Raw genomic sequence first — 14,070 nt, forward strand, 5'->3', positions numbered from 1 at the left:
CTTGTCGGCGATGATGGTTGGTGGAACGTCATAATGTGACGGCTGCTTGTCGCAACTGTTTGATCTCAGTCCGCGATAAGCCCGATTCGAGGAGGATCTCTTCCGAATGCTGACCGAAGGTCGGGGCCGCCACCTGAACAGCCGCGGGTTCTTGTGAGAACGTCCACGCGGGACCTACCGAGCGTACGGTTCCGGCGCTCGGGTGCTCGACGTCTTGGAGGGCGTCGATCGCGGCCACCTGCGGATGGCCGACCAGTGTCGCGTAGTCGGAGAAAGGGACGGCGTCGCCTCGTACGGAGTGCACCAGGGAAATCACGTCCTGGACGCCGAGGCCCTTCTCCCGAAATGCACGCTCCCAGATGTCCTTGACCTCCGGTGCGTATCTGCCAATGCTTGTGGCCATGCGGCCGAAGTCCGCGAACCGTGGATCTTCCAGGTACTCCAGCATGTCCAGCTCGATAAGCAGACGATCCCAGTCCTCGCTATCGCCACGGCGCAGGCCCCAGAACACCCGTCCGTCTGTCGTCTCATAGCCGCGTTCGGGAGCTTTCGTGTAGCCCTCGTTGAAGACTCCGAACCAGTCGTCAGGATTGCTCATGCAGGTCCAGAGCAGTCCACGGATGTGCAGCAGCGAACCCAACATGCTGACGCACACTCGTTGTCCGGGCCCCCCTCGCGCCCGGTGGAGGAGAGCTGCCACGACTGCCTGAACGGCGAAGATGCCGGTGTTCATGGCGGCGATGTCCGTTCCGACTCGTACAGGCTCCTCGAAGGTCACGCCCAGTGAGTTCACATAGTCCGACATCGCCTGGACCACAAGCTCCGATCCGGGAAGATCCGCCATCGGCCCTTCCTCACCGAACGGGCTGATCGAGCAATAGACGATGTCGGGGTTGGTCGCGGTCATCGCGTCATAGTCCAAATGTCGCGGGAGCCGAGGCGACCAGTCGACGAGCACCACATCGGAGTTTCCCACTAGCCGATCGAGCACCTTCTGGCCGACGTCCAGGGAACGGTCCAGGGCGAGGCTCCGCTTGTTCCTGTTCAGCGCCATGAAAAGTGCGCTCTCTCCGTTGATATCCGGCCCGAGGAAGCGCGTCATGTCGCCTTCGAGCGGCTCGACTTTCACAACCGCGGCTCCGGCGTCCCCAAGTCTCATCGCTGTGAAGGGGCCGGTCACGCCCTGCGTTAGGTCGAGCACTCGGTAGCCGTCCAACGCGCCCGTCACTGCTGGCACCCATCGTGAACGCCGTTTTCGGAGGCGCCGAGAGCGGCCAGCACCTCGTCGGTGTGCTCCCCCTTCAGACCGCCGGACCGGTAGCTCCGGGCCGGAGTGCGCCCGAATGTCCACGGAAGCCCCTCCACCAGCACTCGCCCCCAGTGCGGGGTGTCGAGCTCCTGAACATAGCGGTTGGCGAGAACCTGGCGGTCACTCTGGACATCCTCGAACGACAGAGCCCGTCCCGCGGGGATTGCGCCGCGCCGGAACTGGAGGAGCCACCAGGTCAACGGCTTGGCGCCGAAAGCGGGGCGCAGCACGTCCTGGAGCGACTCGAGATGGGCGAGCCGAGCGCGATTAGTGGCGAACCGCGGGTCTTCTGCAAGCCCTTTGACTCTCAGCAGCTCGCAGAATCGCGCCCACTGGCCCTCCGATAGTACCGACACGAAGACGTACTTGCCGTCCTGGCAGCGGAAGGCCTGGTCGGGGGCGTGTGTGCTGCTCGCGCTGCCCCGTGGTGGTGGCTGCACACCTGTGGCGTGATACTCCGCGAGCCTTGTGGACTGGAGCGCCATGGCCGCCGCGAGCATCGAGATCTGGATCTTCTGCCCGCGACCCGTGTGTTCCCGGGATAGCAGAGCCATCAGGATAGCTTCGGCCATCATGCTGGCGGTGGTGATGTCGAGGTGCGCCATGTATCTGAGCATCTCGCCGTCGGTGCCGGGCGAACCTGTGACGCTGCACCATCCGCAGAATGCCTGCACGAACGGATCAGCACCCGCCTCGTCCGCCATACGGCCTGAATTGCCGTAGGCCGAGGCTGAGGCGTAGACCAAACGCGGGTTGAAGGCCGAGAGTTCGTCGTAGCCGAGCCCGAGGCGCGCAGCCGTTCCGGGGCGCATGTTTTCCATGAACACGTCCGCGGTGCGTATCAGGTCGAGCGCGCGTTGGTACCCCGCTGGATCCTTCAAGTCCAGTGTGACATGTCGCTTGTTTAGATTGGCCGACACATAGAGAGCGGCCGTGCCGTTGATGTGCGGGTCCACGAAGTGTGCGGGCTCGCCAGCGGGGTCCTCGACCTTTATGACCTCTGCGCCGAGAACGGCCAGTTGCTTGGACGCCCACGGCGCGACGGCGAACAGCCCTAACTCGATGACGCGAATGCCGTCCAGCGGTAGTGGACCGCTGCTGTCGGGCGGTGCTGCTTGCTGCCGGGGAGCCATATCAACGCCATCCTCGAAACGGCTGCGCCTGGACCGGCGCCGGTATGTAGTGGATGTCGATGTGGCGGGACTTGAGTAGCCACTTGCCTTCGTACGGTTCCAAGGTGTCGTCGTAGCGTCCCGCCATCGTACGCACGATTCCAGTGAAGTCGAGTGAATCCGCATCGAAGTGACAGGTGGAAGTCGCGACGCCGTCGACGATCTCGATATAGGGTTCATAGATCTTGTGACGGGTGTAGCGGAAATGGCCTTCCCTCTTGCCCAGGTACTTGTGGTACCAATCCACGATCGCTTGGCGTCCAACCCATCGCTCGCGCTGGAAGGAGTTGGTGAACACGGCGTCGGGGTGGAACAAATGGCTGACGTCCGGGGTCTTGCCCGCCTGCATCGCTTGATCGACCACGTGGCAGTAGCCGCTCACGATCTGTCGCACCTGTTCGTAGTCGTCCATAAGTGTTCCCTTTCCAGAGTCGACGGGGTTTAGACGGCTGCTTCCTGCTGGACTATCGCCCAATTGGCGGCGCCCACCTTGAGCCGCCTGAAGCTTGCCAACCTCTATTCGCTGATGTCGATACGCACAACGTCGCCTCGGTAGGAGTTTTCATAGTGGGCAGTTGGCTGCCGCACTCACCGTAGGTTCGCGCCATCTCACCCATGCCTTCCTTCCCTCGATTCGATGGAACAAGGGGGTACCTGTGACAAGAAATTAATCTATCGATCGCTTGTTTGTTAGTCAAGGGAGGCTGGGCCCAGCATGGCCGGGTGTCTCCTCGTCCAACGCCGTCTCGGGCGCGTTCTTCATAGACAGCTTCAACTGCCCGTCAGGCCTGGTCAAAGGCAAACCCTGCTCGCGAGCTGAGCCGCCATCGCCGCCGCAGCGGACTGCTCCGGCGAGAATCGCCGGCCCCGCTCCTTCTTCTTCGATGCGCTCGCAGCATCAGCTGTCGTCACTATCCGTGCTCATTCCAGCGGACTTCACGCCCGGTGCGTCGGGTCAGAACCGCCGATCGTGAAACAGTCCCAATTGGGGTGGTCGAAGGTCGGCAATCTGCATTAGGAGATGTTTTGGTGATGACGACGCGCGGTCGGCTTCGGCGTTGTGATCGAGGTGCTGGTGCGCCAGTAGGGGCGCGGTCTTTCATATTCACTGGGCAGGCGACAGGTGCCCCGGCATCTCGTGTTCGGTGATCTCGAGGACGGGATGCACCAGAGCCTTGAGGGAGGGGGTTGCCGCTCGAAGATATGGTGATCTTGGAGCCCAACGCGGAGGGCGGATTACCTCGCTGTCGTTAATCGATTGGAACAGACGAGCGCACCGCCGGGCATTGAGGCGGGACTGAGTTTCACACGGGACGCGTGCCTCGACGGCTGCGGCTAGCCATCTTGACCGGGTACTCATCCAGCGGCTGATCTAACTACTTGCTCCTGAAAAGTAGACAGGGATTGGGTTGGTGACCTGGGGTGATGTCGGTGCGTCTCTACTGGTGGATGGTCGAGTGGCGGGATCATGATCGAGAATCCTGGTGGTTGGGAACCGAGGCCAGATGCTGCGCACCATCGCTGACGAGCCGACGTCCTGGGACTCCGTGCTGCCGGAGGAGTTGCTCACGCTGCCGCATGAACCACCGCGCTATGTGCGGGCCAGCAAGGGGTCGATCGTGGACGCGGTCGAGCCGCGGATCCGGGCGCTGTTGGCGGCGTTCCCGGACATGCCGACCAGCGTGATCATGGAACGGGGTGGCTGGGACCGGGGTAAGACCGTGTTCTTCGAACGCGTGCAGCAGTTGCGGCTGGTGTATCGGCCATCGGTCAGGAAGGGTGTTGAGATCTTTCGTCACACATTGACCTTGAACACTCTCATCCCACACCTCCACCTGCGGCACGCCTCACACGGTCTTCACGGAATCATTAATCTAGCTGAATAGGAGACTGATTTGCTTGCAGTACAGTTTGACAAACCGGGATCTACCGACGCGCTGCTGCTGAACGAAGTCCCTGAGCCACGCCCAGGTCCGGGAGAAGTTGTCATCGAGTTCGAAGCGTCGACGATCAATCCGGCTGACTTGAAAATTCGGAGTGGATTCATTGCTCCTCGTGCCGGCTCTGCGCCGTTCACACTGGGATACGATGTCGTCGGAGTCGTCGTGAGAAACGGTCCGGGCGCACAACGTTACCGCATTGGTACCCGGGTCTTCGGCATGTCGGCGTTGGCGCTGACCGGGCGAGGGACCTGGTCGGATCTTGTGTGCCTCCCCGAAAACTCGATCGCGCGGGCGCCGGAAGACGTCGCCCCGGCAGTCGTGGCCCAACTGCCCTTGGCGGGACTGACCGCATATCAGGCAGTCCAGGTTCTCGATCTGTCCCCCCGAACAGGCGTTCTCGTGACGGGTGCGGCGGGGGCGATCGGCCGACTGGCGGTCCAGTTCCTTCGCCAACAGGGCATGAGTGTCCATGCGCTTGTCCGAAATGACGCGCAGGTCGCGGCGCTGCCTGCCGGGCAGGTGGTTCAAGTGCACATCGGGATAGCGCCGGATCTCGCTGTCGACGGTGTGCTCGACACGGTCGGTGCCGATTTCTCGAAAGTATTGCGCCCAGGAGGCTACTATGTTGGCTTGGTCCCAGGGTGCTTGCCGTCCAGGACGGCTCCTTCCATGTCGGGTAAGAAGTCCAAGGTGATCGTCACTCGCGAATCAGGCGAGATGCTAGACGAGCTGGCCCGGATGGTCGAGCGTGCGGAACTGGCGCTTCCTGAGCCGAAGGTCTTCTCCTTCAAAGAGATCCACCGAGCGCACGAAGAGTACGAGAAGAAATCCGGTCAACGTATCGCGATCGTGCGCTGAACGGAGCTCTCCGCAACGTCACTGCCGACCGCCGAGGGCCGGGGCACGCTCGTTGGCGAACCAGGCCGCGAGTTGACTCCGAGAACGGAAGCCAGTCTTGACCAGCGCTCGCTCTACATGACCTTCGACGGTGCGCCGAGAGATCACTAGCGACTGGGCGATCTCCTTGTTGGTCATTCCGTTGACGATCAGCTGGATGACTTCGCGCTCACGGCGGGTTAACAAGCCTTCGGGTGCCGAGGGACTCTCAGCGTTGCCAGTCGCAGCGTCGACGGTGAGCACATAGGCGATGGCCCGTTCGCGGTCGAGTGACTCTCCGGAAGCCAGGTCCTTGTCGAAATTTGGGCCACCCCGTGCCTTCCGAGCGATTCGCTCGTAGCGTTCACGCGTTTCCGTCAAAGTCACATCGCCGAAGAGCGGCGAGCTGCCTAACTCGCCGCAGAGGCCGTGTCCGATGCCCAAGAAGAGCGCGACGCGCCGGTGGTCGCCCGTCTCCGCGGCGAGCCATGCCAAAAGCTCTACACAAGCCGCCGTGCCGAGCCAGTCGCGCAGGGATCGCTTGAGCTCGATCGCTTCGCGCAAGATCTGCGCCGCGTCGTCGAAATCACCCGTCGACCATGCGATGAGACCTCGAGTCCACAGCGCCCAGGAGGTAGCGAATCGTTCGTCTCGTCGGCGGCCGAGCGCAATCGCGGTTGTCGCGTGGTCGAGCGCCTTATCGGTTTCGCCGAGGACACAGTGGACGAAGGCGAGTTGGGCACTACACAGAACGGTGAGGACATCGTCGTGTCCCACCTTCTCGTGGCCCTGCACCGCTGTAACCAGGAGATCTCGGGCAGCCTCGAGGTCACCCCGGATCTGTTCAGCGGTCCCCTGGAACTGCAGTGCTCGCGCACGGCCGTGGTCGTCTCCGATGCGCTCGGTCACGTCGAGGCACTCGCGGAGATGATTGTCCGCGACTTCGGCGTCTCCCTGTACCGCCGCGTACCACCCGACGGCCCAGAGCGCCTTCGCTCGGTCCTGACTCGGTTCCGGGTTCAGGTCGAGCGCGCGGCCAAGCCAGTGGCGGCCGTCGCGCAGATGCCCGCTTGCGTTCCAGAAGAACCACAAGGAGCAAGCCATGCGCAAGCCGGTGGCGTACTCGTCCTCCGATGTGAAGCAGAAATCGAGCGACGATCGGATGTTAGGCAAGTCCTCCTGGAGACGTTTGTTCCACACGACCTGTTGTTGGCCGCTGGTGTGCTTCTCGCCGAGGAGTACGACGCGGAGGTAGTGGTCGCGATGGCGTTGCTGCCACAGGTCGACGTCGTCGTGCTCGGCCAGTTTCGCCGCACCGAAGTGCTTGATGCTCTCGAGGAGCCGGTACCTCCTGTCCACTCCGCTGATCTGCACGGTGACAATGGACTTTTCAATCAACCTGGGAAAGTGTTCCAGTACGTCGAGGTCGTCCGCGGCGCTTTCGCTGATGCCCTGCACGTCACCGATGTCGAAACTGCCAGTGAACACCGACAAGCGTTCCCAGAGCGTGCGTTGCCCTGCGGTGCAGAGATCGTAACTCCACTCAAGGGTGCTTTGTAGGCTCTGGTGGCGATGGGGCCCCGCCCGGTTCCCTCTTGTGAGCATGTCGAAGACGGATTCGTGCCGGGCGAGGATCTGCGTGACCGGGACACTCCGCACCTGGAACGCGGCCAACTCGATGGCGAGTGGTATTCCGTCGAGTAGTTCACAGAGGTTGGCGACCGCGTCACGGGTCGGCTTGTCCATGACGAACTCGGGCTGGACCGCGGCGGCCCGCGCGGCGAACAAGTCTATGGCCTCGGAGCCTCGTCCCTCTCCTTCAGTCGTGCTTTGACTTTCCGCGGGGACCAGGGACAGGGGCGCGACGTCGAAAATGGTCTCCCCGAGCACGCCCAGCGGCTCCCTGCTGGTGGCGAGGATTCGCAGCTTCGGAGCGGAACACAGCAACTTGTGTGCCACGGTGCTGCACGCCTGAAGAACATGCTCGCAGTTGTCCAGCACAATGAGGGCATGGCGACGGGCGAGGCTCTCGTACAACGCGCTGTCGATCGGGCCCGTACCTACGCCGAGCGCGTCCGCTATGGCACCCGGTACCAGATCCTCTTCCTTGAGGGCGGCAAGGTCAATGAACCAGATGCCGTCGGGGTACATCCTTCGCAACTCCGCGGCCACCCGGCACGCCAGCCTGGTCTTCCCGACACCGCCAACACCGCTGAGGGTGACCAGCCGGGAGTCCGACAGGTGTTTCCGGATGGCATACACCTCGGTCCGGCGGCCGACGAAGCTCGTCAGCTCGGCAGGGAGGCGGTGGAGATCGGCGCCCGACTGTGCGGTTTCAACCATTGGACCTCCCGGCGGCATGTCGGGTCGGCTAGAGAGTGATGTGGCGGCGACCATGACGGTGCGTCCTTTCCCGCATCTCCGTCCTCCGTGCGTCCCTGCACCCTCAGGATGTGGAAGGTCTCGGCTCGGCCCAGTCGCTGCTCCCACGGCGAAGCCGCACCGAGGAGGGTATTCGGTGAATTCGTCGGCCTCTTCGGACGGGTACAGCCTCCGGGCGCGATACGGGACTCTTTGTCTTTAAGTGGCTGACCTGGGACTGCAGGTCCTGGAATGTGGTCGATATCATACGCGAGACCGATTGCGCTGACAAAATGACGGTGTGCGCGCGAATTCGTCGGATTCGCTGTCAGCCGTTGGCGTAGTTCGGCTCGCGTTGCTCGAGCGTCGCTCGCCGAGCCTCGAGCGAGTCGGGGTGAGACGAAAGCTCGCCCGTGAGTCCTTGCTCGAAGATGTAGCCGGGCTGCAGGTCCATGGTCTCGATCGCGTTCAGCGAGCGCTTGGCCATCTTGATCGCAGCCGCGCTGTGTCGGACGATGAGATCGGCGTGTGCGCGGGCACGGGCGTGCAGCTCGTCGGCGGGGACGACCTCGAGGACTCCGCCGAGCGCGGCGAGCCGCTGGACGCTGATCGGCTCGGCGGTGAGGTACATCCACCTGACCACCGGCTCGGGAACCAATCGTGCCAGGTGTCGGGCGCCGCCCATGATGCCAACGCTGACCTCCGGTGTGCCGAAGCGTGCGTTGTCGGCCGCGATGACGAAGTCGCACGACGCAGCTATCGCCAGCCCCGTACCGAGGGCCGCACCCTGGACGACGCCTATGACCGGCAGCGGACAATCCTGGATCGCGAAGAACGCCGACCGGACCTCGGCCATGCGCTCGTCGGAATTCTCGGGCGTTAGCGTGCCGAATTCGTGCAGGTCGTTGCCCGCGCAGAAATGCTTTCCTTCGCCCGCCAGGACGATGGCCTTCGCGCCCGGAAGATGACGGTCCGTTTCGGAGAACAGCTGTCGCAGCTCGCGGTACATCGCTTGCGACACTGAGTTCACCGGTGGTCGCGTGAGCGAGACGACGGCGATCGGACCTTTGCTCTTCAAAACCAGGAATTCGAATGTGCTCATGAACTCTCCTTATATGGTTGACGTGACTCGACCCAGAGCCCCTCTGCCTCGGCGAGGACCTTGTCGTTCAGGCGGACGGTTCCGCGCAGGATGCGCTTGCGCCCCTCGACCCATTCCACCCAGGCGTTACAGATGAGCTCGGTGGACACGGGGGTGAGGTGGCGGAAGTCGATGCGCAGGTACGCCGTACGGGCGATGGCACCCGCCGATGAGTAGTTCGCGAGACGCCCGAGAAGGTCGTCGAAGAATAGGCCGATGGCGCCGCCGTGTACCGCTGTCGTGCCAGCGAACCGCGGGCTGAACACAACTCGGCCGTTGATCTCGCGGTCGGTCTCGCCATGGACGTGGAGGGTCGGAACCAGACCGCGCTCTGAGGGCTGCAGCCGCGGGTTGTCGGGTGAATGGGCCGCGATGCCGGGGTCGTCGCGGAGGACTGGGAGCTTCTCCAGTTGCTTAGCGATCCGACCCGCTACCTGTCGGCCATCCTCGAGCAAGTCGGCGCCGGGTCGGGTGCGGGCGAGCGCGTCAAGGATCCGATTGAGCTCGGCGACGAGTCCCTCACTGGCCTGTCGTCCGGCGGCGCGCTGTGCATAATCGGTCATAGTTCGCGATTTCCCTGTCCGCAACTCGAATGAATCGATCGACTGCTTGATAAGCTGCTTATGGATGCTACTATGACGCATATTAACTAACAAGCGACCGATTAAAAACTGGAGGAGGCACAGTGGGCTTGCAACCGTCACCCGGCCGGCTCTTCGACGAGTTCCGGCTCCGCGGTACGCGGTTCAGGAACCGGTCCGCGGTGTCTCCAATGTGTCAGTATTCGGCCGTCGACGGTGTCGCGAACGACTACCACCTCGTCCACCTGGGCCGGTTCGCAATGGGGGGCTTCGGCCTGGTCATGACGGAGGCCGTCGCAATCTCGGCCGAAGGTCGGCTGACGTATGGCGACCTCGGCCTCTGGCGGGACGAGCAAGTCAGTCCGGTCCGGCGAATCGTCGAGGTCGTCCGCGACCACGGTGCCGTTTTCGGTATCCAGCTTGGCCACGCGGGGGCCAAGGCGTCGACGCTGCCACCGTGGGCGACGGAGGATGACCGACCCGTTGATGGCTCGTGGCAGCCACGTTCGGTCACTGACGAGCCGTACGCGCCAGGGTGGCTGACTCCGCAGGCCTTGACATCCGCCGAGCTGGACGCCCAGCTCGGCGAGTGGCGGGACGCCACACGCCGAGCGGTGTCGACCGGGGCCGATGTTCTCGAGATCCACATGGCGCACGGCTACCTGCTACACGCTTTCCTCTCGCCGATCAGCAACATCCGTACCGACGAGTTCGGCGGCGACCTGGAGAACCGGATGCGGTTCCCGCTGCAGGTCGCGCGAGCGGTCCGGGAAGAGTGGCCCGACGACCGCCCCCTGTTCGCCCGGCTCTCGGTCTTCGACAATGGCTACGAGGGCATCGATATGGAACAGACGGTTGAGTTCGCGACCAGGCTTGGCGCGCTCGGCGTTGATGCCATTGACTGCTCGTCGGGTGGCGTCGGCGGGAAGTACGTTCACCGGATCCGGCCCGGCTACCAAGTCACATGGGCCGGGGACGTTCGACATCGGACCGGGATTCCGACAGTCGCGGTGGGTCTGATCACCGACGCACACCAGGCGGACGACGTCGTTTCTGGTGGCTATGCCGACTTCGTGGCGATCGGACGGGAGTCGCTCGTCAACCCATCGTGGCCGGTCCAGGCTCGCGAACAACTGGGGCAGTTCGAGGCCGAGGACCGGTTCGACCTGCTCCCGGTGCAAAGCCGGTCGTGGATCGCGAAGCGGCACCGGCAACTGCAAAGGTCCATGGATCACCCGGCCCCGCCATCCGAACCCATCTCAGGTGAGGTGCCCGTAATAGCCGAGCGAATCGAGGAGCTGGCTGACCGGGCTCAGATCGTCGAGCTGGGGGCGAAGTACTGCAAGGGCGTCGACCAGGCCGATCAGGAAACCTTCCTCTCGATCTGGCACCCCGACGGCGAATATGTGATCGGCAGGCGGAAAGGCCGGTTCCGCGGCGCTGCCGAGTTGGCGCGTGCTCTGAGCTTCGTCCGTCAGAGCTACGTCAGTACGCACCACTGGACCACGAACCACGTCATCGAGCGGCTCGATCCAGACAACGCACAGGCGACGAGCGACTCGTTGGCCATCTGCGTCGACGCCGACGGCCGGCCCGCCCTGGTGTCGTCGACCTACGATGACTTGTACGTGCGGGTCGGTGCGACCTGGAAGCTGCGCAGGCGGGTCGTGCGACGCCGGTTCGTCTCGGATGCGATGAATCTGGCCCTGGTTCAGCCGCCGGCGCCGGATATCGAGGCGTGAGCAGCGGGCGGTCAGGGCGCCGCGCGTGACGCATCCATTAATGTCAGCACACGGCATCAGGATCGTGGCTGCAGCGTCGGTGAAGGGGAAGCCGTGAGAGTCGTAGGATCGAATCGCGACGAAACATGGGGCCGCATCAGGACCGCTGGAGTGGACCTGCTGTTCCGTCACGGCTACGAGGCGATGAACACGCGGCAGCTGGCTGAAGCGGCAGGGCTGAAGCCGGGCTCGCTGTACTACTACTTCAAGAGCAAGGAGGAGTTCCTCTACCGCTTGCTCGTGGATCTCCTCGGGGAGATCGTCGCCGACCTGGACGAGGCCTTGGAGGCGCTCCGTGACGCCACGGCCGCGCAGCAGCTCGACGCCTTCGTGCGAACCCTCGTCAAATGGCATGTCCAGCGCCGTGAAGAGACCTTCATTGCGAGCATCGAGACCCGCTCACTCTCTCACGACCGGCATGAGTCGTACATGGAGTTGCGCGACCGGTTCGACGCCATGCTGGGGGAGATTCTCGATCGCGGAATCACCGAGGGGATATTCACCCTGCCCCGTGAGCGCATCGCTCGCAACGCGATCATGTCGGCACTCACCGCGATCAGCGGTTGGTACGACCCGCGCGGTCCGCTCGGGCTCGAGGCCATCACCGAAGAGTTCTTGCTCCTCACGCGCCGGCTTGTCGGAATGTCCGCGGAATCCCCGCGAGAAGCGGAGCGGCTCGGAAAGGCCGGGATGAACGGCGGCAGGTCACACTCCCGCCGCGTTTAGCTGTGACCGCCAGGGCTCCGGTTTGCGCACCTTCATGCATGTCGCCAGCACCACGGGCGTTCTGCAGCGGGTAGTCATCTGATGGGCGGGACGCAGCGTCAGCGTGTCGCACTCCCCATCAAGGCGGTCACCGTCAGCGTGTCGGGCACGTAGACGGTCACGGGGCCGGGCATGTCGGCTTACTCGGCTGCGTGATGGGCAGGCCCAAATCGGCCCTACCCAGGACGTTCCAGCCGGAAGTTCCTGCCTGGTTCGTTGTCACAGACGTCTCCGTCCGGAAAGTGCCTCAGGTCGGCTCGAGCCTCTAGATGGAGCGCAAAGAAGGGCGTTCAGAGGCTCTTGACCCCTGTTTCGGCCCCAGTGTACAGTTATAAATCAAGCGATCGTTCGAATCTGGATGGCGGGCAGACGATTTCAGCATGAACAAGGAGTCGCAACGATGGAGTTGAGGCAGCACGAGAATGTAGGTATGGGGTCCGCGCTGCGCACGACTGCCCCGGCCGATGCGAAGCGCTTCCGCGCCGAGGGTGATTGGCGCGACCGGACTTTCCTCGACGATTTTCTCGACAATGTGGCCGCGCTGCCAGACAAGGCCGCGGTCGTGTCGTATCGCAAGGGCGAGCCCCTTCCGACCACGATCACCTATGGCCAGCTTGGTGCGCTCGTCGACCGGTTCGCCGGCGGTCTGCTCGCGGCCGGTATCGGGTCCGGTGACGTGGTCGCGATACAGGTCGCCAACGGATGGGTCGGACCGGCGCTCGCGTTCGCGACCATGCGAGTCGGTGCCGTGCCGAACCCCATCCCGATCATCTACCGCGAACACGAGCTGCGCTTCATGCTTGAGCACGCCGGGACCAAAGCCTACTTCGTACCTCAGCAGTTCCGCGGATACGACTTCGCCACGATGGCGCGCAAGCTCCAGAGCGAGATCCCCACGCTCGAACACCTGTACTTCGTGGACTCCGAAGCGGGCTTCGACCCCGAGATCGACTTCGTCGCTCAGTTCGTCGAGCCCAAACGAGAACTCGACCCAGGTCTGGGTGAGCGGCTGCAAAGCTTGCGACCGACTGCGGACGACATTGCGATGCTCGTCTACACCTCGGGCACGACCGGTACTCCCAAGGGTGCCGTACACACCCACAACACCGCCTGGTCGGGATACCGGAACGCCATCACCCAGGCACTCGATCTGACCGCCTCGGACGTTACCTTCATGGCGTCGACGCTCGGGCACCTCACCGGCTTCATCCACGGCATGCTTGTTCCGCTGTCGATGGGGCAGAAGGTCGTTTACCAGGACCTCTGGGACGTCGAGGGCATGCTGGACATGATGGATGTCGAAGGTCTCACGTGGACACTGTCATCGACCACGTTCGCGCTCGACATGGTGGAGGCTCAGCGCAAGCGAGCGCAGACACCGGCGAGCAAGCTGAGGGCGTTCGCCTGCGGAGGCGCGTCGATCCCACCCGGTGTTGCCGTCGCCATGGACGAATTGTTTTCGACGAGTCTCGTCCCGCTGTGGGGCTGTTCGGAGACGGGGATCGCCAGCATTCACCGGATCGGGGCGAGCGTCGCGACGCTGGACGTCAGCGACGGTTTTCCTGTCACGTGGCAAGAAACGCGGGTCGTCGACACCGACGGTGTTCCGGTTCCGGACGGCACCGTCGGCGACCTCCAGGTCCGCGGCCCCGGCGTGTTCGTCGGCTACTTCGGGCGCCCTGATCTGACGGAAGCCGCGTTCACGGCCGACGGCTGGTATGACACCGGCGACCTCGGGCGGGTCACCGGTGACGGCGCGATCCGCATCGAGGGCCGCAGCAAAGACATCATCATCCGAGGGGGACAGAACATCTCCCCGGAGGAGATCGAAAAAGCCCTGTACACACACCCAAACGTGCAAGACGTCGCGGTCGTTGCCTACCCCGACGACCGACTCGGTGAACGAGTTTGTGCCGTGATCGTCGCCGAGGGCGAGGCTCCGACGCTCGAAGATGTCGTCGCGCACGTCGAACGGGCCGGTATGGCGAAGCCATTCTGGCCGCAGAAGATCGTGGTGGTCAAGGATCTGCCGCGAACGCCGTCGGGCAAGGTACAGAAGTTCGTCCTCCGGGAGCGCCTCGCCAAGGCAGCGGTCGCCAGTCCAGGAAGGGCAGGATAGTGCGGCACGAGGCACCGAATGG

Annotated in this window: 11 protein-coding genes; 5 read left to right on the plus strand and 6 right to left on the minus strand. The window is 63.6% G+C overall.

The annotated features are described in order from the left end of the window. Positions 1 to 28 precede the first annotated feature (28 nt). Genes A37U_RS0123820 through A37U_RS0123830 form a run of 3 tightly spaced genes read right to left on the minus strand, consistent with a single transcriptional unit; the run spans position 29 to position 2,893 of the window. Complete coding sequence (locus A37U_RS0123820; protein WP_020499182.1) at positions 29 to 1,228, minus strand: CaiB/BaiF CoA transferase family protein; 1,200 nt, start codon at positions 1,226 to 1,228, stop codon at positions 29 to 31. Next, a complete protein-coding gene (locus A37U_RS45010) occupies positions 1,225 to 2,442 on the minus strand; it encodes a CaiB/BaiF CoA transferase family protein (protein WP_020499183.1) in 1,218 nt (405 codons plus the stop codon). The genes A37U_RS0123820 and A37U_RS45010 overlap by 4 nt, the downstream gene beginning before the upstream one ends. A gap of 1 nt (position 2,443) precedes the next feature. After that, on the minus strand, positions 2,444 to 2,893 hold the full coding sequence (locus tag A37U_RS0123830; RefSeq protein WP_020499184.1) for a nuclear transport factor 2 family protein: 450 nt from the start codon (positions 2,891 to 2,893) through the stop codon (positions 2,444 to 2,446). A gap of 1,093 nt (positions 2,894 to 3,986) precedes the next feature. Here A37U_RS0123830 and A37U_RS55005 point away from each other — a divergent pair. Both A37U_RS55005 and A37U_RS0123840 read left to right on the plus strand, forming a co-directional pair. Next, positions 3,987 to 4,367 (plus strand): hypothetical protein, encoded by a 381-nt coding sequence (locus tag A37U_RS55005; protein ID WP_020499185.1) that lies wholly within the window; start codon positions 3,987 to 3,989, stop codon positions 4,365 to 4,367. A 9-nt stretch (positions 4,368 to 4,376) separates the two neighbouring features. After that, positions 4,377 to 5,282 carry an NADP-dependent oxidoreductase gene (locus A37U_RS0123840; protein WP_026197538.1) on the plus strand — a complete coding sequence of 302 codons (906 nt, stop codon included), beginning with the start codon at positions 4,377 to 4,379 and terminating at the stop codon, positions 5,280 to 5,282. 18 nt (positions 5,283 to 5,300) lie between these two features. Here the strand turns inward: A37U_RS0123840 and A37U_RS0123845 are convergent, their stop codons facing one another. The 3 genes from A37U_RS0123845 to A37U_RS0123855 all read right to left on the minus strand — a co-directional run bounded on the left by A37U_RS0123845 (position 5,301) and on the right by A37U_RS0123855 (position 9,365). Then, positions 5,301 to 7,643, minus strand: coding sequence for an ATP-binding protein (locus A37U_RS0123845; protein ID WP_020499187.1), 2,343 nt, complete (start codon positions 7,641 to 7,643; stop codon positions 5,301 to 5,303). A 346-nt stretch (positions 7,644 to 7,989) separates the two neighbouring features. Beyond that, positions 7,990 to 8,763, minus strand: coding sequence for an enoyl-CoA hydratase/isomerase family protein (locus A37U_RS0123850; protein ID WP_020499188.1), 774 nt, complete (start codon positions 8,761 to 8,763; stop codon positions 7,990 to 7,992). Continuing rightward, positions 8,760 to 9,365, minus strand: coding sequence for a hotdog family protein (locus tag A37U_RS0123855; protein ID WP_020499189.1), 606 nt, complete (start codon positions 9,363 to 9,365; stop codon positions 8,760 to 8,762). The genes A37U_RS0123850 and A37U_RS0123855 overlap by 4 nt, the downstream gene beginning before the upstream one ends. Positions 9,366 to 9,487: 122 nt before the next feature. Here A37U_RS0123855 and A37U_RS45015 point away from each other — a divergent pair, with 122 nt between their 5' ends. The 3 genes from A37U_RS45015 to A37U_RS45020 all read left to right on the plus strand — a co-directional run bounded on the left by A37U_RS45015 (position 9,488) and on the right by A37U_RS45020 (position 14,048). Then, entirely contained in the window at positions 9,488 to 11,125 is a 1,638-nt protein-coding gene (locus tag A37U_RS45015) for an oxidoreductase (protein ID WP_086010822.1), read from the plus strand. Positions 11,126 to 11,218: 93 nt separating this feature from the next. Then, the gene (locus A37U_RS0123865; RefSeq protein WP_157183000.1) at positions 11,219 to 11,890 is read left to right on the plus strand and encodes a TetR/AcrR family transcriptional regulator; all 672 of its coding nucleotides are present in this window, start codon (positions 11,219 to 11,221) and stop codon (positions 11,888 to 11,890) included. 439 nt (positions 11,891 to 12,329) lie between these two features. Then, on the plus strand, positions 12,330 to 14,048 hold the full coding sequence (locus tag A37U_RS45020) for an AMP-binding protein (protein ID WP_157183001.1): 1,719 nt from the start codon (positions 12,330 to 12,332) through the stop codon (positions 14,046 to 14,048). Positions 14,049 to 14,070: the final 22 nt, after the last annotated feature.

This window comes from Sciscionella marina DSM 45152 (assembly GCF_000379465.1).
GTDB classification, from domain to species: Bacteria; Actinomycetota; Actinomycetes; order Mycobacteriales; family Pseudonocardiaceae; genus Sciscionella; species Sciscionella marina.